The sequence below is a fragment of the Amycolatopsis vastitatis genome, assembly GCF_002234595.1.
Lineage (GTDB): Bacteria > Actinomycetota > Actinomycetes > Mycobacteriales > Pseudonocardiaceae > Amycolatopsis > Amycolatopsis vastitatis.
In genome coordinates this window covers 63,598-87,389 of the sequence record NZ_NMUL01000060.1, presented here as the reverse complement: position 1 = coordinate 87,389, position 23,792 = coordinate 63,598, and the positions used below count along the sequence as shown (strand labels likewise).

Below are 23,792 nucleotides of genomic sequence, written 5' to 3'. Positions count from 1 at the left end.
AGTTTACAGATCGGATGCTACAACGCACTGACTTTTACAGTCGAACCATCGATGTGGGATCGCTAGTGGCTCGGCGTGTCCAGTTCAACCGACCGAGGAGACACCCGTGAGCATAGTTCAGGCGGATCGGGTGGTGCGGGCGGTGCTCACCACCGAGGCGTACGGCGGCGATCGGTTCGTCCCGCTGAGTGGAAGCATCGAACGACTGGACGGCAAGGAACTCGTCGAGGGAAAGATCTACCGATACTCCCTTCTGGACCGTAACGACCACGATGTCGCCCTAACGGTCTACCTTGGGCTTGGCGAGGTTGGCGGGCATCTCTGGGAGCAAGAACTCCGTGTCCTGCAACGTATCGGAGGTCTGGGGCACCCCAGTCTGCCGATGCTGGAAGGTGGCGGGTATGTCCGGCCGGAGGACATAGAGAGCGGCGGCTCGGACACCGCAGGCGCCGGGTTCATCCGGACGAAGGTGCTCATGAGCGACGAGGACTCCAGGGCGATGGCTACCTACTTCCATGAACGTCCCGCGCAGGCAGTGCGTACGTTGTGGAAGCTTGCCGATGGCCTCGCGGTTCTGCACGACTCCAGGATCGCTCACCGGAACCTCTGGCCGGGCACTTTGGAGCACGAGGAGGGAGACGACGGGATCCGAGTGTTGCTGGCGCGTTTCGAGATGAGCTCGATGGTGTCGAACCTCTTGCGCGGTAGTCAGATCGACCGCGAGGGCGCCGGCCGGGTCCGTCCACTCTACCTGCGGCAGGACCCACGCTTTCTGGCGTATACTCCACCGGAGCGGGTCGATTTTCTCCTTGCGGCTCCCGGCAACACCGGAGCGGGTGACTTCCCGGGTGACGTCTTCAGCCTTGGTGTGATCGCGGCAGAGTGGTTGCTTGGGCCGGACTTGCTGGGTGAGGTACCTGAGCTTGGACCGGAGTTGCGCGAGTTCCAGAAGGGATTGCGGCGTCGGGTAACTATCTCGCAGGAGTTGCCGGCGGCGTTGTCCGAACTGCTGGGAGAAATGCTGCAGTCCGATCCTCGGTCCAGGCCATCGATGTCCGAGGTCATGACAGCGCTTAGCCGGAACTACGATACGATCGCGGGCCGATATGCGCCTGAGAACAACAGTGGTCAGCCGTACCTTGTTGCCTACATGCGGGAGGACAGCGACCGCACGTTGTTCAAGTGGGGGCATCTGTCCGAGTCGTCCATGACCGACGAAGGCTTGAAGCAACTGGTCGATCTGATCGAGAGCGATCTCCGCGGCGCGACAGTGTGCCACTCGTCTGAAGGTGCGGTGCCGTTCGTCAAGGTCGGTAAAACAGAAGACCGGCAGCGAGCACAGACAGTCCTGTTTGGACACAACTTTGTGTGGTTCGCCGAGACACTCTACCGCATCCGTTTCGGTCGCAAGGAGTACTTCGACAACATAAAGGTCATCAAGTACGTGATCGAGAACGCGCGCGCGTCGAAGGAGTTGCACTCGTTGCGGGCGGGCAGTCTCGGCAGGAACTTGCACCGCGTCGAGGCGGTCGACCACAAGGCGAGCCCTGTCGAACTGGAAAAGCGTTCATCAGACCGGCCGAGTTGGCCCGCGCTGCTGACGTCGACCGCTCAGAGGCATGCCAAGACGCGTGAGCAGCGAGAGTATTTGGACGCGTTACGCTGGTTCATCGACTACCAAGGTGCTCAGTTGTTCGCCAGGGAATACGCGTATGTGCGCGAGGGACTTCCTGCCGGGCGAACGGTGGCGGTGCGCTGGGACCGCTCGCGCGACGCTGACCGGGCGTCACGGCAGTCCTCGATGCACAAGAAGATCATCGGTGATGAGCGGCTGCGTCTCGGCATGGCCGACTTCCTCGCGGAAGAGGTCGCGAAGGACTTGGCCTCCCCAGAGATCGAAGTGCTGGCGGACAAAGGTGGCATGCCCGGTGATGTAATGGGTCGGTATCGGTTGGTGGAGGTCCACGGCAGGGAAACCGCCACGCTGGAAGCGGCCCGGTTCGCAGACCTTCCTGAGCGAGGCTGGCTGCGCATGGCCAACGACCGGGCGGGGCGGGGAAACCTGTTGGCTCAGTCGAGCGCGGTGGACGAACTCGAGAACAACGTGGTGCTGCTGCAGGGATTGGTCCGGCCGACCGGCGTGCGCGGTGCGCCGAAGTGGCAAGACACCACTGGGGGCAAGCTAGAGGGCGAGGGGCTTGAAGCCATGCGCACCATGCTCGAGCACCAGTCGATGTTCGCGGTCCAGGGTCCACCCGGAACGGGCAAGACGGAGGTTACCTCCCAGGCGGTCGCTGAGTATCTCTCGAAGGATGACCAGGCCCGCGTGTTGGTGTCGGCGCAGTCACATGACGCGCTGGACAACCTGGCTGCCCGCATCCTGAGCAAGATCGGTGCGGTGGACGAGGCCGGCAATCCGACTAGGGCGAACTGGCTCGCGGTTCGCCTCGCCAGCGATTTTACCGCAGGCAACGTCAAGGCTCCAGTGACCGAGTTCATGCCCGGCCGTGTGGTGCCGCGGCTCGAGCGTGAGATCAAGAGCAAGCTGGACGGACGAGGTGCGCGGCGGTACGACAACCCCGCCATCACGAAGATCCAGGAGATGTGGCTGCACGCCGTCGCAATCTCCGGACCCGAGTTGCAGACGCGGGTGCGTCGCGGTGCGAACCTCATCTTCGCCACCACGGGCGCGTCCACCAAGACCCGGTTGGTGGATCACGGCTCCAATGAACCGTTCGACTGGGTCGTGATCGAGGAGGCGGCGAAGGCGTGGCCCACTGAGCTCGCGTTGCCGTTGGTGCGCGGGATCAGGTGGACGCTGGTCGGTGACCAGGCGCAGATTGGTGCGTTCGCACTGAACGACGTGATGGCGTTCCTGGATAACTGCCGCGACGATCCGGACGAGAACGTGGCGGGGTGGTGGGAGATGCGCGATCGGTACAGGCAGATCTTCGCCACCTTCGGGCACATGTTCACCGAGGCGAGAGACGGAGCGCCGCGGTTGGAGCTGACCGAACAGCGTCGCATGCGCAAGCCAATCGCGGAGGTCGTAAGCCGCGGTTTCTACTCATCGCTGAAGCTTGGCGGCCTGAAGACCGTGCGTCCCGACCGCGATCACGGCCTGGTGCGTCCGCTCTGGGCACGTGGACGATCTCTGGTCTGGATCGACACCGGCGTCACGCAGAAGGCGACCGGCTACTGGTTCAACGACGTCGAGGCCGAGCTCGTGTCCACCGTGGTGCGGTCCTTTGAACCGTCACTCGAGCACCTCGCCGCGGACACGAAGGGCAAGGTGCTCGCCATCATCACGCCGTACCGCAAGCAGGTCGAGCGCATCCAGATGCGCCTGGCCGAGCACGCCGACGACGTGTGGACGGTGGATTCATTCCAGGGGCGTGAGGCGCGCATCGTGATCGCATCGCTGGTTCGCGATCGCGATTCAAGAGAGGCCTACGCAGGCCTCGGTCACGTCGCTGATCCGGCGCGAGCGAACGTGATGCTCAGCAGGGCACAGGACTTGCTGGTGGTGGTGGGTCGGATCTCGAAGTACGAGCACTGCGGCATTCCGGAGTGGGAGGCGGTGGTGGCAGCGGCGCGGGAGTTAGGTCGGGTCGTCGCGATGAGCGAGGTGATGCCGTCGTGAAGGTAATCGACGTCTACGTGGAATGCGAAGTGCTCACCGTGCGGCTCCAGCTCGGCCCGAGGTCGCGCACTTCGGTGCTGGAAACGTTGGTGCTCAAGGCGGTCGACGCCGGCGTGACCACGATGCAGGGGCTCGCGGACCTCTTCGGGCTTACCCCGCGTTTGATGGTCGATCTGCTCGGAGACCTGTGGCGCACACAGCGGGTTTTCTTCGAGTTTGACGAGTTCGGAGCGGAGACGATCCAGCTGTCGCCATTGGCGGCCGATGAGCTCGCGAAGTTGCCGGAGGGACAGGCCATCGACGCGGCGCTGTCGATACCGGACACCGAGGACGTCCTACTCGACACCCTGACCGGGCGGGTGCTGCCGCTGACCGCTGGGCGATTCGCACCGGGACGAGCGAATCTCGTCGTCACGCGCTCACCCCAGGACTGGACCGCGGCAAACGTCGAGCCGGACGCACTCGCGGCTGCGCTGAACCGCAGCCTAGAGCGCCGCAAGGACACCGGGCTCGACGGGGACATGCAGGTGCTGCAGGCGTACCTGGCGCCCAAAGACCTGACGAAGGCGGCGTTCACCAAGTTCGCCCCGCTGAGCGTGCAGGCAGGTGTGGACGGGGGCAGGCTCGTCGTGCGAGTAGTGGACAAGTCGTTGCCCTCAAACGTGCAGCTGCAGGCGGAGAGCCGGCTGCAGTTACTGGTGGAGACGCAGTCGAAGAGTGCCTTCGTGCAGGCGCTGCGCGGCGCGGCCGACCAGGTCGCAGATCGGCGGGACGACATCCACCAGGACCTGGCGGGCTTCGTCGTCGCAGCTGGCTCGCTCGTGCACACCGCACCCGCGAACCGCAGACGAGACCACGACCGAACGGCCTCGCGGGCCGACAACCTCGTGGCGCGCGTCCACGACATGGCTGAGCGGCAGATGTCCATCACCGTCGTCCGCACGTCCGAGGAGCATCGCACGGCGATCGTGGCCCTGATCGATGCCGCGGCCAAGCAGGTCGTGATCTCCGTGCCGTGGCTGAAGTACCACGGCGGCATCGAGAGCTACGTCGATGCGCTGAAACGCGCGGTGCGACGCGGCGTCGAGGTGACCGTCCTTTGGGGAATCGACCGCGACGAGGGTCCGCTTGACACCCGTGTGATCGACGCACTCCACGACGTCGAGCGGGTTCGCCTCGCGTCGGGCGGTACCGGTGCGGTGCGCTACGACCGCGCCCAGCCCGCCCACGTCCACGCGAAGGTCGTCCTCGTAGACGACCGACAGGCATTGGTGACGAGCAAGAATTTCGCCAGCCACGGGACGCACGCTGAGGTCGGCCTGGTCGTGCGCGCCGCGGACGACACACCTGCGCCGGTCATCGACGAACTGCTCGAATGGGCGCACCAAACCTCGCCCAACTACGACCACGCGTGCGCGATCATTCGGGACCGCAACGTCTTCGGCGATAGGTCGCGGGCGTTGCCGCATGTGGTGCCGCCGCGTCCAGAGTTCGCGGAAGAACTTGATGCCGCGCCCGAGGACGCGACGTCGGTATCGCTGTGGTCGCGTTCGTGGGCGACGTTCGGAGCCTCCCTCGCCAACTCGGTCTCCGAAATGGAACCTGTGGTCGGCGTGGTGCGAGATCATTTCCACAGCTACCTGCTCTGGGACGGACTGGGCGCGGCGCGCAGCAGAGTGTTGATCTCTTCCGATCAGTTCTCCGCGGCCGTGGTAAACGACGGTTTCGTCGAGCGAATCCGGCAATGCCTGCGACGCGGCGCCAACGTCGCACTCGTGTATCGGAGAACCCACCGCCAACTTGACGACGACGAGTGCTTGCAGAAGTTGCGCGCTCTCGCAGACGCGACGGTCCGTGAAGGTGTGGGCAAACTGATCATCATACACGACGAGCAAAATCACGCGAAAATTCTGATCATCGATGATGAAGCGGTGGTCGGCAGCTACAACTTTCTCTCCTTCGAGGGCAGGTCCGGCGCCGGCCGCAGGAAACAGCGCAGCGAGATCAGCCTCCGCGTTCTCTCGTCGGCGCTGGCCGACGACATCTCCCGCCCCATGCTAGGAGATCAGTGGGCGACCTGGTCCGGAGACATGCGAAGAACCGTTGCTGCGCCACGGGACATCGTTCGTGGACAGGTGGACATCGCGGCCACGCGGGTGCTTGCGGCCCTGCGCAAGACCGGATCCTCCTTCGACCCGAAGGAGATCGTCGCGGCCTGCCGTCCGCTGCCCAGTCCATTCGACGTCGCCGACGTGCTCGCCGAGTGCGGAGCCAGCGACAACGAGCTGACTCGCCTGAACGCCGCGATGTACTCCTTCACGGAGCAGGGTGGTGCTGATCATCTGCGCTGGGGCCGGCTGCTGTTCGGTTCGCTGTGGACCGGACGCGACTGGCGAAGCGCCTACGCGGTGCGATTGGCACTTCCCGACGACGGTGCGCCGGTCTCCGTGCTGCTCAGCGCTGCGGCCACCGCGTTCGGTGCGCCGTCTCTGGCCAAACTCATCGCGTCGGCGTCGGAGAAGGACTATCGCGCGCTGTGCGCGTACGCGAGCGCGGACCTTCTGCTGAACAGCGGCGGCGACCTGGTGGAGCCCGTCGAATTGCTCGCAGAGTTCGCTTCCGACGCCAGCGTGCAGGCGTTCGCCGCTGCCGCCGTCGCACATGTCACCACGCGCGGGCAGCTGCCGGTTCAAGCGTTGCGTGCTCGGGCGGCCACTGTACGTATGGAAGCGGTCTCCGACGAGATCTGGGATGGCGTTCGTACACCGTTGACCGCGTTCGAACGGTACGACCCGAATTGCGCCAACGGTAATGCGACGAAGGACTACCTCGTACGCGACGCCGGACCTCTCGCGGTGCTGCGCGACATCGTGGAGCGGAAGGACGCGGCGCGTCTCGAAACCTGGACGAGCGACAACGGAACAAATGAGGGGCACTGGCTTGACGACGCCACCCGCGCCGCCAAGCAGCCGTTGCTCACCGACAACCGCCGCAAGTCGATGCTGATAAAGAGCTCCGCACTGCTGAGGGCAGTCCGGCGCGCCACGAACGATCTGCGCGCACTGAGCCCGATCACCGACCGCGCCATCACCGGTGACGAGCTTGCCGAGATCGACGCCATCGCGGAGCACGCGAGGCAGTTGAGGGAATCCCTGCCTGCCGAGCCGTGCTACGAGCTTGCTGTATGGGCGCTCGAGAAGCTGACGACCGTAGTCCGGGGTGACGCCGATGTCTGACCATCTGCCTGATCCGACCGTCGGCCTGGCGTCGTGGCGCTTTCCCGACCTGGTCACCACTCTGCTCGACTCCAACGAGTTGCCAACGCGCACGGTGGCGAGAGTCGCGGCCGAGGACCTGGCACGCGGGTGGTCACCGGAATCCGCTGTACGCCGGCTCAGCGACATGGGTGAGTACGCCGTGGCGGTGAAAGCCGTGACCGAGTTGGAAGATCTTGCCGTCATGTCCGCGGAGCAGGTGGAGCGCTGCCGGGAGTACCTCGCGGATGCTCGCAACAAGGCCGACGAGGAACTTACGGCGAAGCGACATCTACTGATGGCTCGCGCAGACCGCGCAGGACTCGAGCTGCCTTCCGAGGTGACCGGCCGAGTGCAAGTGGGCTCCCGCCGCGTGAGCGTGGAAGCGCCGCTGAACGAGGCAGCGGCCGCGTTGGCGGGCGCGGAACGCGACAAGGAACAGCGTCTGCTCGCCCGAATCGAGAGGCACCGGCGGGAACTCCCCGACGGCCTCGCCTGTTACCTCTTGGACCTCGTCGCAGCAGGCGAGTACCGGTTGGCAGAGGAGGCGCTGAAGGAACCTGACGACCACATTCGGATCCCCGTGTCAGTGTCCGAGCAGCCTTGGCCGTTTCGCACCGTTGAACTGGTGCGCATCTGCCAGTGGCTGAGCACGTCCGGGGCTGGCCAGCCGCTGGTTCGGCGGTATATGCCCGATGACGCGGCAGGACAGGCGATGATTGCCGCGATCATCGACCTGCCCACCGGTTCACGTGCAGCTATCGCGGCGTACGTGGCTGCGTTGCAACGGCTTGTCGCCGACGTGGACGTCGCGCCTCCGCTGGAAGAAGAAGACGGTGTGCTCTACACCCGGTTGGTGCTGCCCGACGACCCGAAGCTGCCGCAGCTGGCGTTCACCGGGAGGGAACCTGTCCGGTTCGCAGTGGGACGTGAGCAGGGTGAGGCCGCGTTCCGCCTAGCTCTCGACGTCGTGGACAATGGGAGCAGCACACAGGTAGTCGTGGACGTCGCCGCGGTATTAGGCCTGCTCGTCGGGGACGACGACGGGAAACCAAGAAGTCGTGAGGCTCGGTTGATCTCGTTGCTGCGTACCATATGCACGCAACGAGGTGTCGGGGCAGTGCTCGCGGGCAGCCTCAGCACCGAACATCCGCAACGGTTGCGCGCACACGCGTGGTGGCTGTTGTACCTATTGGGACATACGTTGAAATCGGCACAGCTCGACGCCTTGCTGGAAGTGACCGGCCGGCACGTACCCGCCCTGCTCGCCGTCATCAGGCGAATGGTCCCTTCAAAGGAGTTCGACCTCACGGCGGAGCGCGAAGCGGCCGAGTTCGACAAGGTGCTGGCGGACGCTGTGCGCGCCGATCTCGGCGACGAACTGTTCGCGATGCTGTCCGCCATCGCCATGTACCAACCAGCGGACGAGCAGAGCCTTCGGGAGTACCTCCTTACGCTACTCGGCGAAGCGAGCTGCGAAGCCGCAGTTGACAGCATGATCAACGTGGAGGAGACGTTGGCGCGCTTGAAGGAACTACGCTACCTGCCGCATTGGTCACCGGACAGCGTCGATCTCACGCCGTGTGGGTGCGGCGTGGTGCGCGCACTTCGACGCCTGCCAGAGGCCGTCGTGCAGGATCCCGTGTCCCGCTTGGTCGAGCAGTACAACCGCAGTGTCGAGAAGCGCAGCCACGACGCGTTGTACCGCAGGGTCCTCGAGGACACCGTGCACGTGTGGGCGGGGCAACACGATCCGGGACCGGCCGACGATCGTGCCAATGTGTCCGCGAACCGGAAGGTGCGCCGATCGATGGCGGAGTGGATGGATCCGAACCAACGCTTCGATCTCAGGCTCGAGTGCGAGTTCGTGTGGCGGAAGATGGAGGCGTGCGACCGCGCTGTCGACGTACTCTTCCATTCCGCTGCGGAGGCGACTTGCGTCGGCCGGGTGATGGGGCTGCGGCTGGCATTGGAGAACATCATCGGCAACGGTGTCCGCGCAGCGCGAGCCACCACACGTTCCGGCGGCTCTGGGACGGTGACCATAACACTGTCGGTCGACTCGGCCACACGGACGGCGTTGATCGAGATCGCGGACAGCGGGGCTGGCGTGCCGAAGCACGTGTACGAGGTGTTGGAGAGCAACGTCATTCCGGATTCTACCGAACACACGGGCAGCGGCGGTGGGCTGGAGTGCGCGCGGTTCTGGATCGAGTCGCTCGGCGGGACGGTCCGGTTGATGCTGGAGAAGTCGGTGCTCGGCGGCGCCCGCTTCCTCATCTCACTGCCGGTAGTTACCGGGGCGTAGTCCGAATTCGATTTCGAACTGACTGACGGCGTGGCGCAGCGCGGCGAGATCGCCTTGCTGTGCGACGTCGACAACCTTATTGTACTTGAAATGCATCATGTCCATGCCGTCGAGCCGCCCGGTCAGGTGCAGTTGCTTGCCTGCCCGCCGTCGCAGTGAGGGCAACGTGTCCTCCAGCGTCTCGAGGAGCTTTGTACCCACGTCGGCGGCGAACATCTCTCGTACGACGGAGACGACGCCGCCGAAGTCGCCGTTAGGCCCGTCGTCCTTCTTCGTCACCACGGAGACGAGGTTGTAGCGGCGCTGGAAACCCATCACGTCGAAGCCTCCGGGCATGCGGAAGGTCATCACGACGGCGGGGAGAGCGCTGGAGTTGTTGATCGCGTCGACCACGATCTCCCCGTCGCGGTCCTCGTAGCCCGGCCGCAGGTGCAGATCCACCAGAGCGCCGTCGAACATGCTGGCGAGGTGCGGACGCACCGCCCAAAATCCCTTGAGGTCGCGCACCACCGTGCAGTCGTACTCTCCGAGGACCTCGCACAGGCGATCACCTACCTGGTCCTCGACAATCAGAAGTCGCCGCCGTACGAGCTGCACGCGGCGCTGCTCGAGCTTCCTCCTGGCGCGGTGGAGCTGGTTCCACAGGAGAGTGGAGCGCAGGTGGTCCGGCGGCCCTGACCTCCACAGCGCGAGTGCGCCTTGCACCTGATCGGCTGTCGCGTGAGCTTCATCTAGCTCCGCGGCGTCGATGAACTCCGTCGCGTCCGCAGTCAACGGACCGTGGAGGATCTGGTACCGCTCGTTGTCGTTTTGGATGTGCAGGCCGTGCTGGGTACGCAGACGGTGGAGATTCTGGTGCAGAGCGCCCTTGTTGCAGCCGAGCGCCCGGATGAGATCTTCAGGTGTGGCACCGGCTTGGGAGCGGGCGAGCAGTTCCGCGACAAGGCTTTGAGTGGTGGGCCCCTTAAGGGAGCGTTCTTGGTCATCAGCGATGAGCCGCACCTCGCCGTCGAGGAGTTCGATACGGGTGACGTCCATGTCGACTCCCAGCGGTCGGAGGTGGTATCACACTGGTCATCGCTCACGGGGCCCTCACTGTAACGCTGTGAGGTGTGAGCGGGTTGTCAGCATCAGCCTCATGTGCTGTGAGTGGATGCCCTGGATGCTGTCTGTATCAACAACAGCCACCAGAGGAGCAGATCATGAGCGCCATCTTCAAGCCGACCCGGACCCTCAACCCGGAGCCAGATCACGTGTTCTTCGCGATGCCCTTCGGCACCAAGGAACTGACCAACGGCCAACCGTTCGACTTCGACGCGTTCTACACGGACGTGTGCGTGCCGGTGGTGCGCGAGTGCGGCATGACGCCGGTGCGCGTCGACGGCCTCTACGGCGCCCAGGGCGTGCTCGAGGCGGTGTGGCGCGCAATGCAGCAGGCGGGTGTCGTCGTCGCCGACTGCACCGGCGGCTCGCCGAACGTCGCGTTCGAGATGGCTTGGGCGTTGATGCTCAACAAGCGCACAGTGGTCATCACCCAGGAGTCAACCGACATCCCGTCCGACATCCGCGGCCTGTACCGCTACATCGCGTACAGCCAGAACTACCAGGACATGCAGACACTGAGGAAGGAGCTCGCGCTGCAGCTCACCGCGCTCAGCCAGGAGCCCTCCGACGAGATGGCGCCCATGCCGATGCCGGGTGGCAGCACAACCTCGGTCAAGGCCAAGGTCATCAACGCCGACAAGGATTACGTGATGGTGCGCGACGACTCCGGTCGCTACGGCGTCATGGGAAGCGCGGATGCCGACGTTAGCAGAGTGGTCAACGACATGAGGAAGGTGTTCCCGGTCGGTACCGTCCTCGACGGAGCCTTCGTGATCGACCCGATGCGCAAGGAGATGCGGTACACGCTCGTGAGCGGCGAGCGCAGCCCGTGGCCGCTGCTCAGCAACAAGTACAAGCCCGGCACCGTGCTGAAGAGCCGTGTCGTCAACGTGGACGAACGCCACGGTGCGTTCGTGCACGTCGAGTACGGCATCAACGGCCTCGTGCCCCGTCAGCAGTTCGGTGGCACGCTCCCGGCGGTCGGCGCAGAGATCGAGACGATGATCGTGACGGTGGACGAGCACCGCCGCAGGATTGCCCTGCGCCTGATGAGCGTCGGGACGCGGCCGCGGGCCATCTCGTCGAACGAGGCGTCGAGGGCGGTCCCGAACTGGCGAGGGCATGCCGAGGTGACGCGAGTCGTGCCGGAGGACAACGGCCACGGTGGCTACCTCCTCCTCCGCCTGCCCACGACCGGTCGCAACGCCTTGCTGCTGGTCAAGGACATGTCCGAGGACCTGAGGGCGGACCTCAACAACAACGAGGTGGACCTCGGTGAGGAGATCTACGTCGAGGTCTACCGGACGAACAAGGAGACGGGCAAGACACTGCTGCGCGAACTGCCAGAGCCCGAAGAAGCGCCGAGCGCGGCCTGACTGCTGCACTCGCCGATGCCCCCGTGTCTCGCACGGGGGCATCGCTCTGTCTACAGGACAGGCGGCTCGTGGAGTCGCCGAGCCCGGCCGATACACCTCTCGGAAGCTGGTCGCAGAATTGACCGGCGCGGCCGGTGAGCCGGCGACTTGCAGGTTGCGTGGCCTGATTCGACGGCCCGGCCCACCTGTGCGACCCCGGACCCATGTGGTTGCAGCTTGCAGCGGTGTTCGACGAGCTGCCCAGGTGGTCTGGCGCGCGGGTGGGTCGATAGTGGCGGAGAGCACGACCGTGCCGTCCCGTCTCCGTCCCGTGGAGTGGGTAGGGCAGCCCGGCAACCACCCCCAACACGCGGCCAAGTGCGGAGCATGGGCGGACAAGTCGCCTGCAATCAGCTCCGGTCCGGCCGGTCTGTGATCATGTGGTCGGTGAGACGGGTTCGTCGAGGCCTGTGGCGTCGGAGAAAGGACCACCGAAGAGTCAGGCTTGGGCGGGGAAGGTATTCGGCGATGCCGTCGGTGGCCCCGACGGCCAGCGGCCCGTGCTGGCAGGTCCTGGCGCGGGCCCGATCACGCTCGGTGAGGCCGGCGGCTGTCGGCCAGGACCTGGCTACACATACGAGGCTAGGTGGTGCCGCGCTCGGCGTGGAGCTGGTTGTGCTGGATCGAGGTAGGTGGCGTAGCGGCCGCGGTGGGCTTGGCTGGGAGACGTGCTCGGATAGGCGTTTGACCAGCAAAGATGGACGAAGGTCGGCTGGCGTTGGATGACGGTGTGCCGCTATGGTCTCGGACACTCAATTACCCCATAGAGCCGCGCGTCGCGGCCAGGTCACAGTAACAGCAGCTGGCCGCCGGCGGTCTCGTCTTCTACGAGATGTATGGGGATCGAGCTGAAGGCTTTGACGTCTCGTGTGGGGCCGCCGCACATGATCGTGAGGTCGTTCGATCTGAGGTAGTCGGCGATCGCGGGCCCATCATGACCGACGGTCTCGGCGAATCGGGCGCGGAGATCGTCGAGTAGGTGGTCTTCGCGGACGTAGACGTTCTTGGCGAGTTCGGCTGGTCGGTTGCGGGCGCTGGTGTGGCCGTGTCGGCAGCGGTAGCCGGGGCGGCCGTTGACCCAGTGTGAGTCGAGCCGGCGGCCGCACAGCTGACATTGCACGAGTCCCGTCAGGATGTACGTCCTGGTGCCGCCGTCCTGGGTGGGCCGGGCCGCGCGCATGCCCTGCACCGCCAGGAAAGTCGCCTCGTCCACGAGCGCCGGATGTGTCATCTTGTCCGACGTGGCCCAGCCTCGTGCCGCCGGCGGTCGGGTGGGATCACTGTGGCGGGCCGGACCGGTTGTTCTGGCGCCGTGCCGGTTCCACACCTGCCGCCCCGTGTACCGCGGGTTCTCGAGGATGCCCACGATGGTCCGGACGATCCATTCGTGCCTGGTCCGGTGGCGGTTGCGGTCCCGATCGGCGCTTGACGGGCATGGGACGCCGCGGTCGTTCAGTTCCCGGGCGATGCTGGCCACGCTGCGTCCGGTGGCTCGTTGCTGGAAGATCCACCGCACCCGCGGTGCGGTGGCCGGATCGGGTTCCAGGCGGTGCAGGCGGCGACCCCAGCTCGCATGGGCCCGGTTCGGGTGCGGACCGGCGTCTGCGAGACGGTAGCCGTAAGGTGGCCGGCCGCCGAGGAACCTGCCCTGCACGCGGGCCTGGATGTGCATCGCGGCGAGCACGCGGTACCGAGCACGCAGTACCTCACGGCGTGACTGGGATCCGAGGAGCAGCATCAATGCCTGGTGCACGGGGTCCTTGAGGTTCACTGGGCCGTCCGCTTCGGGCAGCCACAGCTGGATACCTTGTCCGCGGAGCGCGGTCAGTACGGCGTCGAACTGGTCGCCGTAGAACGCTCGCTCGTACTCGCCGATGACGACGGCATCGAACGAGCGGTTCGGGTTCTCCGCGGCTGCCATCAGCTGCGCCGCAGCCGGCCGCTCCCGCCAGGGCAGCCGGCGTGAACATCCTTCGTCGAAGTACTCCGCCACGATCACGCCGTGCCCGCGGATTGTCTCCTCGGCCACCTCGCGCTGCCAGCCCAATGACGTCGTCCGGTCCTGGAACTCGACCGTGGACATCCGTCCATAGAACGCGAACCTCAGCCCACGACCTCCGAAGGCTTTCTGGCGGCGTCGGGCGCCGGCCCGGCGCGGCGACACAGCGCGTGTCGTGGTGTCTCTGCGAGCGGTACTGATCATTGTGTACCTCGGTGCTTGAGCTGGGTTCGGGTTGAGGGAACGCAGTTGCCCTGCACCGATGACGAGGTTGGAGCTGACCAGCACCCGAATGGCCGCATTGCAAACCCGATCACGGGTGTTGCACCGTAAGTGGTCGACCTTTGTCCGTCGGTAGCCATCGGGGAGGCGTCGGACGTCGTGCGCTCTGCGTCAATCCAGTCCACGACCAGCAGGTCGTCGAACGGACCTGTTTCAAGTGCGATCGTGGACTAGCCGGTCCCGGCGGCGTGCTGTGTCTCGCTTGCATGCGCCATGGAGAGCCGCCCGGCCCGCGACGACTACAAGTCGCTGCTGAGTTGAGCCCGCGATGCGGTCCAGCCCGGTCGAAGTGAAGCACCGCCAGGGCCATCGCGTATAACGCTCTATTCGTTGGCGCCACGTCCGCGTGCAAGTGAACCCTTGTGACAGTCACATGACGTCGAGTCGGGGAGCGGCCGACGCTGCCTCCGCGGCGTTGCTCACACGCACAGCCATGGCCGGCACCGCGCGTTTCGTCGGCCGGGTCGTGTACACGGCGAGGAACCTGGTCGAGCGGTTGTAGATCGCCGCTTGGGCTTGGTGCCAGTCAACCTCGAGGACCTGCTTGCGCACGATACCGACGAAGAGGAACAGCAGCCGCTGGCTCGTGCAGGCGACGACGCCGAAGCCTTCCCCCTGCGCTCCGGTCAGTGCCAAGACCCGCTCCTCGGGACGGAGATAGCCGGCCAGGACGTTGACCTCCTTCATCGAGTCGACGAGCAGGCCGCTCATCCGGCTCCCCGCGTGCGCGATGCGCGGCCGGAGGCATCCAAGGACCGCCGCGAGCGCGGAGCGTACGCACATCTGCAGCCGAATCCATCGGACTCGGCTGGGCAGGTGATGCGGGTGGGACATATGGCTGAATCGAACGGCGTGATTATTTTTCCTTGAACCGGCCAAGGAAGGATGTCTGCATGGATAACCGACGCGACTGGTCTCCTCGGCGGCTTGCCTTTTCTGTATCGGGAATCGCGCTGGCGGGCCTGCTGGTCTGGCTCGGGGTCGAGCTCGCCCAGGGAAGGCTCGGACCTAATGACAAGGTGACCACTTCCGTCGGGATCTTGACAGCTTTCGCCGGACTGGCGGTGAGTGCCGCGTCATTCACATTGACGCTCACTCGCGGTAAGCGGTCCGACATTGAGCGCGCACCTGGTGAGACACTCGACACGATGGCTGACATCCTGGCGATGACTGTAGGTCGCCAGTGGGAGAACGAGGAGCGTATCCGCCGGGTGCACGACCCTTTTCCGCTCCCCGTGCAGTGGAGCAACGCGGATGACGTCGCCGATCATTGGGAGAACGTGCGACGCTCGCCGGCCGACAACAGGCCGATTTCCTTGGCGGGTCGAATCGATGAGATCGTGGAGGTTTTCAACCGGGTGCCTTCCGGTAGGCTCGTGATCTTGGGCCGTGCAGGCGCGGGAAAGACCGTGCTGATGACCCGTTTCGTCAGGCGCATGCTAGTCGGCCGCGGTGACGGGAACTCCGCGCCGATACCCGTCGTCTTCTCTATGGGTACTTGGGACCCGCTCAAGCGCCGGCTAAGAGACTGGCTGGTCGACGAACTGCTCTTGCATCATCCGGCGCTTGCTGCGCGTCACAATTCTGGCGTGACCATCGCCGCAGCCCTGCTGTCGGACAACCGGGTTCTCCCTCTGCTGGACGGATTCGATGAAATGCCCCTGAGGTTACGGGGACCAGCACTGCTCGGCTTAAACGCGGATCTTGGTGAGGCGATGCCTGTCATATTGACGAGTCGTCCGGACGAGTATCGCGCGGCTGTGCTCTCTGCGGACGTTCTCACAGGGGCCGCTGTGGTCGAGATCTCGGATCTGGACATCGACGACGTGGCAAAATATCTCGTTCTGGCTACACCGCGAGGCAGAGTCGCTGGAACGGCGAAATGGAACGCCGTGTTGGAGAGCATTTACCACGGCGTGGATCCAGGTGTCGCGGACATCGCCGCAGTTTTGACGACCCCGCTGATGGTTTCACTTGCGCGAACCTGCTATTGCGAGACGGACGCCGACCCTGTCGAATTACTTGCCATGGCGGCAGGAATGGTTGACGAAGAGCGACGTGCGGCCATCGAAGATTTGTTGTTCGGCAGTTTTGTTCCCGCTGCATATGGATCGAGTGCACCGCCCCACGACACTGTTGGAAGACATCAACGCTGGCTGTGCTTTATCGCCCGTCAATTCGCGGCGGGCGAAGTAGGCGAGATCGCTTGGTGGCGCTTGGCTGATAGACTTCCGCGTCTCCTTCGATCTGCCGTCGTGGCGATCGTTACGCTTGTGGCCATCATGACGCCGGTCGTTACGTTCTTCGCACTTCCTGAATGGCTCTCCGGGGCGCGCTACTTGTGGCTTCTTTGTGGGGTTGTCCTCGCCCTGATTGGAAGTTTCGTGTCAGGAGCTGTGGTCATGCGTGGGCATAGTGTCACTCGGCCGCCGGAACCATCTAGGATCCGGCTACGCGGTGTCCGGCTTGGACGAGTCCGCAGGAGCGCGCGGTGGCGGGCTGCGCTGTGGGGTGTCATCTGGCTGGCTGGCGGACTCGTCTTCGGTAGTGGCGCAGCGGCGATTGGACTGCGCGGTGGCCTGTGGGCAGGAATCGCTGGCGGGTTGGGAGTAGGTACGGCTGGGTGGCTTATTCTCGGGCTCGTCAGCCGGCTCGCGGTTCCACTCGAGCCCACCGAAACCATCAGCCCTGGCCACCTTCTGACGATTGAACGGCGGACGACACTCGCCCGCGCCGCATTGTCAGGGCTCGCAGCGGCATCCACCGCAACAGCGGTGGTGCTGGTTCTGATCGACGGGTTTTACGATCTTGTCACAATCAGCCTCGTGAACGCGATTCTTCTTTTCGTTATCAACGCAGTCGACATTGCTGCCGCGTGGTTTTTCTTTTTCACTGCTTGGGGTCCGTGGATGTTTTCCCGGAGCTGGTTCGCGATCCGCGGAGAACTGCCTTGGTCGACAATGTCATTCCTAGAGGACGCGCACGTTCGTGGCGTTCTTCGACAGGCTGGAGGCGTCTATCAGTTTCGGCACGCGCGGCTTCGTCAGCATCTGGCTCAATCGTGATTCGATCCGATCCCGCCGTCCTGGGGCCAGCGGAGCCATCTGTGGGCTTTCTCGGTGACGGTGAAGCTCAGCTGGTCGGTGCTGTGGAGGTCGCGGGGCGCGGTACTCGGTGCCGTTGATCGTGGTAGTCCGGCTGCCCGGGGCGACGGGCCGCGGGAATCCGACGCGCCGGCCAGTCGAGGGCCTCGACCATTGATCGCCGGGGCAGGAGGGCCGGGGCGTCGTTGACCTGTGTAACGACCTTCACGGAGGGGCCGGGCGGAAGCGACAGAGAAGCTGGTCAAGAAGAATCGATGGCGCGTCGTCACCCGAGGGGCGGGATCACATCAGCTCTGAGTCGCTCGATAACACCGCGATATGACCGACCGTATCCGAAGGCGGCTCCTGCCCGGTCGAAGCAGAGCAGCACGGTCGGTGGGGCGCGGTGCGGCAAGCTCCGCTCAGCCAGGGACCGCAACGACCTCGGTTTGCGGATCCACTCGGACGACATGCCCATGCTGGGGCTGATGCGAGCCTCGTCGGCTGCGAGCGCAGGCCTGTCTTCTCAACGGTGACGCTGAGCATCGCGTCGGGTCGCTCACCGGTCGAATACGCAACTGACCTCGCTTACAGACCTACGTCGTCAGTGAGACGTAATTTCACGCTCCGTACACGTTCTGCCAGGTCAGGATTCCGCTCTTCAACGCGGGAAAGCGCGCGGTCGTCCAGCAGCGCATTCGCGAGCAGGACTCCGCGTCCGGCTTCGAGGACTTGTACGGCAGTCGCTGGATCACTGGCGTTGAGATTGGCCGCCGCCGCGTCGGTGGCCAATCCGGACAGCCGGATGAGGAGTCGTTCGTGGTCGAACCGGTCGAGGCGGTGTCCGGGCAGTCCAGCGAGTCGTTCGACCGCGCCGGTGAGTGACGCGGCCGCCGGTCCCCAGGCTTCGGCTTCCGCCGCCTGATCGGCCCATAGCCGGGCTGCGAGGATCGTGTCCTGCTCCCGAAGGTGCGGGTGCTCGACGCTCTGCCTGAGCAGCTCGCGGCCACGGGTGACGTCGCCGCGGGCGAGGAGAGCCTGGCCGAGGTTCAGCAGCATTCCGCCGTACCGCGCGTCGGTCGGATCTACAGCAGTGATGACGCTCTCCAGGGCGGTGACGGCTTCCTCGAGAAGTTCGGGAATGCCGAGGTGTACCGCCGCTTGCCACGCGACCACGCCCAAATTGCCCAGGAAGCTGACGTGCTCCGGATGCTTTTTTGCTGCTGCCGCGATCCGGACAAATCTCGTTGCCTGGCGCAGATCGGTATCGTCCCCGGCGAGCCTCCAGCGGGCCAGGTGGCATGTCGCCGCGGTGTTGGCGTACATCGGTCGGTTGCGGTCGTCAGCTGTAGCCAGCTCCATCGCCTGCTCGGCGCGCCTGACCGCTTCTTCCAGTGCCGATGCTTCAGATGTTACCGAGAACAGTCGCTGGTACATCGATGCCAGATTGTTCAGGTACATCGCGGTGGCCGGACCGTGGTCGTCGGGCCCGTCCACCACGCGGATCAGGCAGGTGATCGCGTGCCGGACAGCCACGCTGTCGCCAGTGCGCTCCCATCGGGCACGAAGAGAGCGAGCCAGCAGGTTCAGCACAATCGGCGGTGTGTCCGCGGCCTCGACGCGCTGGGCCAGATGATCGATCACCTGGTCGATGTCATCGAGGTTGCGTGCCTGCTCCCACCGTGTCCACAACCCTTCCGCGAGTGACTCGCCGTGATCGCGTACGCCGGGCCGGGCTCGGCCCTGGACGGCTCGGGTGAGGAGGGTAACGGCCCGGTCTAGGGCGTCGGCTTCATGCGGGCCTAGCCGGTACAGCAGCAACCAGGTCTCTCCCAGCAGCCCGGGGTCGGCGTGATCCCCGGCCTGCTCAAGGCAACGCCGGGCTTCGGTGATGTCCACATTGTCGCCGGCTAAGTAGGCAGTGGCCAACCACGCTGGCAGGTCGGCGACATCGGGGTTGGTTAGCGTGCTCGCCTGTTGAAGGCGTACGCGCGCGGCCTCAGGCCAGCCACCGGCTCCGCGCAACGCCCAGCGGGTCATTTCGGCCCGACCCAGGTTGACCAGGAAGCCGGCCTTCTCCGGCAGGTCATCCGGCATCATCTCGACCGCCTCTTCGAGATGCGCGACAGCACGGTCGAGTAGGTCGACGTCGCCGGAACGACTCGCGGCGACGGAACAGGCACTGCCGGCGTTCGCCAGCAGGGTCGGCCAGTACGGGTCGCTCCTACCGCGTGAACCGGCGATCCTTTCGGCCAACACGGCGATTTCGTCACCGACATCATCACCGATCATCTCGAGCCGCATATTGAGGGCTTGCAGAAGCCCGACCAGTATGCGCGAATGCCGGTAATCCGTTGCCGGGACACGCTTTGAAGCCGCCCGGAGCAGCGTCTCCGCAGCCGAGACCACGGACACCTCCGGCTCTACGCTCACAAAGCGCAAGAGATCTATGGCCGTGTCTGCGGCAAGGTACGGGTCATCGAGTGTGGGCACCTTCGTCGGATCTTCTGCGGCCATGGCGTCGAGTATCCGTATGATGTCCTCGGGGATTCTGCCCGGCAGGTGAGGTGCGTGCCGCAGCATCCTGAAGAGCGTAGCCGCAGACCACAGATACTGGTCCGGCTTGTGGGGACCGACGCGCGCCCGGGCATAGTGCAGCCGAGCGACCGAGAACAAGGGCGCAATGACACTTGCGCTCTGCTGCGCATGGACGGAATTAGTGATCCGCGAGACCGCCTCCTCGATGGGATCACCGAAGAGCAAATCGGCATCCTGGGCAGCGCGGGACTTTTTGATCGCGGTTTCGATCATGACGACGTATCGCTCCAACTTCTCCATCGCTTCATCCTGGCCGAGGCTGACTTCGGGTGCACCACCCGATCGGTGGATCGCCGGACATCCGCTCCTCGGGCATCGTCGTCGCGTGACGTTCGGCGCGAATCGGAGGACCATGGCACAGTCGGCCTCGGAAGCGGCGCTGTTGCGAGCGGAATTGCGCTGGCCCGCGAGCGCGGGACCGGCTCGACGGGTGCCGCGGAATGACGACCTCCGGGAACTCCTGCAGCCACCACGGCTTTCAGCTCTGTCGCTGCTGCTGAGCGCGGCCGGTCGCGTTGCCGAACGCGAGTCGGCGGGAAACTAACAATCTAATTGTCTCCGGTTGACCGGAATTGCGAAGGTGGTGATGGCAGCCGATGCCGGACATGTTCGATTCACGCACGGCCGGTCAGCGTATGGCACTGTCACGAGAGTGGGAGCACCTCGTCGGCGAAGTCCGCGCGACGCCGGGTTTCGAGGAGTTCCTCAAGCCACCCGAACTTGCCGACCTGCTGCCTGCGGCCGAGCGTGGCCCGGTCGTGATCGTGAATGTCAGCCGCTGGCGTTGTGACGCGCTCATCGTCACCAGCGAAGGCGTGTCAACATGCCCGTTGCCTGGTCTGACCGCGGAGGACGCGGTGGCGCGCACCAATGTCTACCTGCACACGTTGCAGGCGGCGGAGTGGGCGGCGGCGGCCCGCGATTTGGCCCGTGAGCAACTTCGCGATGCGCCGATAATGGCCCACCGACAGGCTGTACAGGCTGCCGAGCGGGTCGTGCGAGCAGCGGACGCGGCTGTCGAGGGCATGCTGCTGGACCTGTGTCGCTGGATGTGGCAGGTGATCGCGGAGCCGATTCTCGATGCACTCGATCTGCCGGATTGCGGCGGCGACCCTCTACCCCGGCTCTGGTGGTGCTCGACCGGAGCGCTCACCCTGCTACCTCTGCACGCCGCCGGATACCACGACGACCCGCCACCACGTCGGCGGACAGTCCTGGATCGGGTGGTCTCGTCCTATACGCCGACGCTGCGTGCGTTGCTGGCCGCCCGGCAGCCGCTCGATCGGCTTGTCGCCGACGATGACAGGCTGCTCACCGTCGGGGTGAGCGAGGTCGTCGGTCAGCTGCCGCTGCCGGGCGTCGCCGCGGAACTCGCGACACTTGCGGAGTTGGTCCCGGACCGCCGGACCGATCTCGTCGACGGAGCCGCCACCCGCGACGAGGTCCTGCGGGCACTACGGACGCATCGGTGGGCGCACTTCAGCTGCCATGGCAACCAAGATCTCAACGATCCCGCAGAGGGTGGCCTTGTCCTCGCCGACGGCGTCCTACGGATCGCTGACATCACCAGCGAGCAATACCACGCCGAGTTCGCCGGGCTATCTGCCTGTAAGACCGCCACCGGCGGCATCACCCTCCTCGACGAGGCGATTACGCTCGTCTCGGCCCTGCACTACACCGGCTACCGGCACGTCATCGGCACGCTGTGGTCGGTCTACGACAGCCCCGGCACGACCGGTCTGTTCTCCTCGATCTACCAGGACCTCGCCGACGGCGGCCGGCTCCACCCGGAACGCAGTGCGTATGCCTTGCATCGCGCCACGATCCAGCTTCGCGACACAGAGCCCCGCCGACCAAGCACCTGGACTCCCTTCATCCATGTCGGTCCCTGAACGATCCTGCGAGGAGCGGTGTGTTGCCCGACGAATACCAGGAAAAAAATGAACCGGAGTTCACGAATAAGGTGGCGACGACCTTCACGTCGCACGAGGCACCGGATGGATCGGTGCTGCTCCGCGGCCCGTGTCCGCGCTGCGGACATGTGACAGAGCACCTGATCTCGGCCGGTGTGCTTCGGCGAGCCTCGCGGCTGTGGTCCCGGCGCGCCGACAGGGAACTGCCGCCGGACGAGGACGAGGACGAGCGAATGTGCTGCTACTGCGACGGCGAGCACAGCGGCCAGCCGGACGGATACCGGGGTTGTGGTGCGTTCTGGTCGCTGAAAGTGGACCGCACGTGAGCATCGTTCTGCGGCCCGCGCAGACTCGCCCGGGCGACGAGTATCCGCAGCACGTCCAGGTGGTGCAGCGAATGCTCCGCGAAGAACTCGGGTTGGTCCGGGAAAGCGCCCTGGCCTGGCGCAACGGCCTAGCCGCCCTGCTGGCCGGTCTGCTCGGCTTCAGCCTGATCAAGGGCCGTTCGGACATCAGCACTCTGGTCACCCCATGGCGGATCACCGTTGGTGCGCTGCTCCTGCTGGCCCTCCTCGCGGGAGCAGCGAGCGCTCTGGTCCTGCTCCGCGCCGCGCACGGTCATCCAAGGCGGATCGCGCGAACCGCGGTGCGTTCGGCGGTCGCCCAGCAGCGATGGGAAGCCGAGGAGGCCCGCACGGACCTGAACCGGGGCACCGTCGGCGTGCTGACCTGCGCCGCCCTGCTGGTCGTCGCGGTCGCCGTCACCTGGTACGGCCCGGCCGCCGCCAAACCCACCCTGGAGATTGTGGTCGGCGGCGAGACGATCTGCGGCAGCGTAGTGCGCACCGACGCCGGACGCCTGACGCTGAAGACTGACCACGGCGAACGGACGACCGATCTGACCCAAGCCACTGGGTTTCGACCGATCGACAACTGCGGCAGATGAGATGACCGATCCCGCAGAGGCGGCAGCGCGTGGCCTGGAAGCGCTCCATGCCGGCCGAACCGTCGAGGCCGTCTTTAACCTGACCTTGGCGGTAGACGTCACCCCCGAGGGGCATCCGGCACGGCCGTCGCGCCTGAGCAATCTTGCCGCCGCTCTGTTTGCACGCAACGAGGGCACCGATCTCGCTGACGCCCGGCAGATGTTTCAGGCGGCGGTGTCTGCCTCACCGCCCGGCGACCCGTCCCGCTCAGCCTATGTGACCAACCTCGTCACCGTCTCCACCCGGCTGGCTGACGCCACAGGCGCCGAGGACGACTTGGCTCAGGCGATCGACGCTATCGAGCGACACCTATCGGAGACCTCCGTCGACGACCCGCAGAGGCCACGAAGACTAGCGCTGCTCGGGGCCGGAATTCGCCGGCGGTTCGGCATGACGACGGACCGGGCAGATCTTGAACAGGCGATGACCGTGTTACGGGAGGCAGCTGCCATCGAAGGCCCGTTCCCGGCAGCAGCGCTCGCTGAGCTCGGCAACACCCTGGTGGTCGCAGGTCAGGCTGACGCCGCGATACTGATCCTTCAGCAGGCCATCGAACTCGCGTCCCCGCCGCCGACCTCTTACCGAGCGAACCTCGGGTCTGCGCTGCTGGCCAGGGGACGCGATCGCCTCAGCGATCTCGACACCGCCGTGGCCGAGTTCGAGACTGCGGTGGACGCCACCTTCAATTCCCTGTTCTTGGCCGGGCTGGCCGACGCGCTACACGCGCGGTTCGAGGTGACCGGCCAGTTCGAGGATCTCGTCCGGGGCTCCGAAGTGGCCCGACAAGCGGTGGCCGGCGGTACGGCTCCCGCCCAGGTGCTCGCGGTGGCCGGCAGCGTACTCAGCGCGTTCGCGACATTCACCGGTACGACCGCGGTGTCGGAGGAGGCGCTGGGCCTGCTCCGCACGGCGGTCTCGCAGACGCCCGCCGGTTCAGCGTTGCAAGCTCGACGCATGGCTCAGTTGGCGTCGGCACTGCATCGACATGGTGACCTGGACGCCGCCATCACGTTGCTGCGCACCGCAGAGACGCACGCCGCCCCTGAAGACGTCGGCATGATTCGAAACAATATTGCGGTGGCCGCGACACGGCTGGCTGAACGCACCGGAGACCGGGAGCATATCGACGAGGCCGTCCGGCTCACGGCCGCCGTCGCCGCCGACAGCGATTTCCCGGCGCGCGCTGCGGCCTAGGGAACGCGGCAAC

At 65.4% G+C, this 23,792-nt stretch carries 13 protein-coding genes; 9 read left to right on the top strand and 4 right to left on the bottom strand.

Features of this window, described 5'->3' with window-relative positions:
* Positions 1-106 precede the first annotated feature (106 nt).
* From CF165_RS42525 to CF165_RS42515, 3 genes are read left to right on the top strand one after another with little or no spacing between them, the layout of a single operon-like run.
* Complete coding sequence (locus CF165_RS42525) at positions 107-3,643, top strand: AAA domain-containing protein (protein ID WP_093953256.1); 3,537 nt, start codon at positions 107-109, stop codon at positions 3,641-3,643.
* Positions 3,640-6,879, top strand: a complete 3,240-nt coding sequence (locus CF165_RS42520; RefSeq protein WP_093953255.1) for a phospholipase D-like domain-containing protein — start codon at positions 3,640-3,642, stop codon at positions 6,877-6,879. Before CF165_RS42525 ends, CF165_RS42520 begins: the two co-directional genes overlap by 4 nt.
* Positions 6,872-9,205 carry an ATP-binding protein gene (locus CF165_RS42515; protein ID WP_143268816.1) on the top strand — a complete coding sequence of 778 codons (2,334 nt, stop codon included), beginning with the start codon at positions 6,872-6,874 and terminating at the stop codon, positions 9,203-9,205. The genes CF165_RS42520 and CF165_RS42515 overlap by 8 nt, the downstream gene beginning before the upstream one ends.
* Here the strand turns inward: CF165_RS42515 and CF165_RS42510 are convergent.
* Positions 9,179-10,243 (bottom strand): AfsR/SARP family transcriptional regulator, encoded by a 1,065-nt coding sequence (locus tag CF165_RS42510; protein ID WP_143268815.1) that lies wholly within the window; start codon positions 10,241-10,243, stop codon positions 9,179-9,181. The genes CF165_RS42515 and CF165_RS42510 overlap by 27 nt on opposite strands.
* Positions 10,244-10,317: 74 nt before the next feature.
* Here CF165_RS42510 and CF165_RS42500 point away from each other — a divergent pair, with 74 nt between their 5' ends.
* A complete protein-coding gene (locus CF165_RS42500) occupies positions 10,318-11,685 on the top strand; it encodes a S1 RNA-binding domain-containing protein (protein WP_143268814.1) in 1,368 nt (455 codons plus the stop codon).
* 826 nt (positions 11,686-12,511) lie between these two features.
* On the opposite strand, the gene CF165_RS42495 is transcribed toward CF165_RS42500, so the two are convergent.
* Both CF165_RS42495 and CF165_RS53085 read right to left on the bottom strand, forming a co-directional pair.
* The gene (locus tag CF165_RS42495; RefSeq protein ID WP_240522061.1) at positions 12,512-13,807 is read right to left on the bottom strand and encodes a recombinase family protein; all 1,296 of its coding nucleotides are present in this window, start codon (positions 13,805-13,807) and stop codon (positions 12,512-12,514) included.
* Positions 13,808-14,374: 567 nt separating this feature from the next.
* The gene (locus CF165_RS53085; protein ID WP_240522060.1) at positions 14,375-14,716 is read right to left on the bottom strand and encodes a hypothetical protein; all 342 of its coding nucleotides are present in this window, start codon (positions 14,714-14,716) and stop codon (positions 14,375-14,377) included.
* Between the two features lie 182 nt (positions 14,717-14,898).
* Here CF165_RS53085 and CF165_RS42485 point away from each other — a divergent pair, with 182 nt between their 5' ends.
* Positions 14,899-17,070 (top strand): NACHT domain-containing protein, encoded by a 2,172-nt coding sequence (locus tag CF165_RS42485; RefSeq protein ID WP_093953250.1) that lies wholly within the window; start codon positions 14,899-14,901, stop codon positions 17,068-17,070.
* A 606-nt stretch (positions 17,071-17,676) separates the two neighbouring features.
* On the opposite strand, the gene CF165_RS42480 is transcribed toward CF165_RS42485, so the two are convergent.
* Positions 17,677-19,926: a hypothetical protein gene (locus CF165_RS42480; protein WP_093953249.1), complete on the bottom strand. Its 2,250-nt coding sequence runs from the start codon at positions 19,924-19,926 to the stop codon at positions 17,677-17,679.
* Between the two features lie 356 nt (positions 19,927-20,282).
* Here CF165_RS42480 and CF165_RS42475 point away from each other — a divergent pair, with 356 nt between their 5' ends.
* The 4 genes from CF165_RS42475 to CF165_RS42460 are packed head-to-tail and all read left to right on the top strand — an operon-like array spanning position 20,283 to position 23,779.
* Positions 20,283-21,578 carry a CHAT domain-containing protein gene (locus tag CF165_RS42475; RefSeq protein WP_093953248.1) on the top strand — a complete coding sequence of 432 codons (1,296 nt, stop codon included), beginning with the start codon at positions 20,283-20,285 and terminating at the stop codon, positions 21,576-21,578.
* A gap of 23 nt (positions 21,579-21,601) precedes the next feature.
* Positions 21,602-21,925 carry a hypothetical protein gene (locus CF165_RS42470; protein ID WP_143268812.1) on the top strand — a complete coding sequence of 108 codons (324 nt, stop codon included), beginning with the start codon at positions 21,602-21,604 and terminating at the stop codon, positions 21,923-21,925.
* Entirely contained in the window at positions 21,922-22,545 is a 624-nt protein-coding gene (locus tag CF165_RS42465; RefSeq protein ID WP_093953246.1) for a hypothetical protein, read from the top strand. Before CF165_RS42470 ends, CF165_RS42465 begins: the two co-directional genes overlap by 4 nt.
* 1 nt (position 22,546) lies before the next feature.
* Positions 22,547-23,779 (top strand): tetratricopeptide repeat protein, encoded by a 1,233-nt coding sequence (locus CF165_RS42460; RefSeq protein ID WP_093953245.1) that lies wholly within the window; start codon positions 22,547-22,549, stop codon positions 23,777-23,779.
* Positions 23,780-23,792: the final 13 nt, after the last annotated feature.

Excerpts from the sequence above, each read along its gene's own strand:
- CF165_RS42515 (WP_143268816.1), top strand. The coding sequence starts at position 6,872 with ATGTCTGACCATCTGCCTGATCCGACCGTCGGCCTGGCGTCGTGGCGC.
- CF165_RS42510 (WP_143268815.1), bottom strand. The coding sequence starts at position 10,243 with ATGGACGTCACCCGTATCGAACTCCTCGACGGCGAGGTGCGGCTCATC.
- CF165_RS42495 (WP_240522061.1), bottom strand. The coding sequence starts at position 13,807 with ATGTCCACGGTCGAGTTCCAGGACCGGACGACGTCATTGGGCTGGCAG.
- CF165_RS53085 (WP_240522060.1), bottom strand. The coding sequence starts at position 14,716 with ATGAGCGGCCTGCTCGTCGACTCGATGAAGGAGGTCAACGTCCTGGCC.
- CF165_RS42485 (WP_093953250.1), top strand. The coding sequence starts at position 14,899 with ATGGATAACCGACGCGACTGGTCTCCTCGGCGGCTTGCCTTTTCTGTA.
- CF165_RS42480 (WP_093953249.1), bottom strand. The coding sequence starts at position 19,926 with ATGGAGAAGTTGGAGCGATACGTCGTCATGATCGAAACCGCGATCAAA.
- CF165_RS42475 (WP_093953248.1), top strand. The coding sequence starts at position 20,283 with ATGCCGGACATGTTCGATTCACGCACGGCCGGTCAGCGTATGGCACTG.
- CF165_RS42460 (WP_093953245.1), top strand. The coding sequence starts at position 22,547 with ATGACCGATCCCGCAGAGGCGGCAGCGCGTGGCCTGGAAGCGCTCCAT.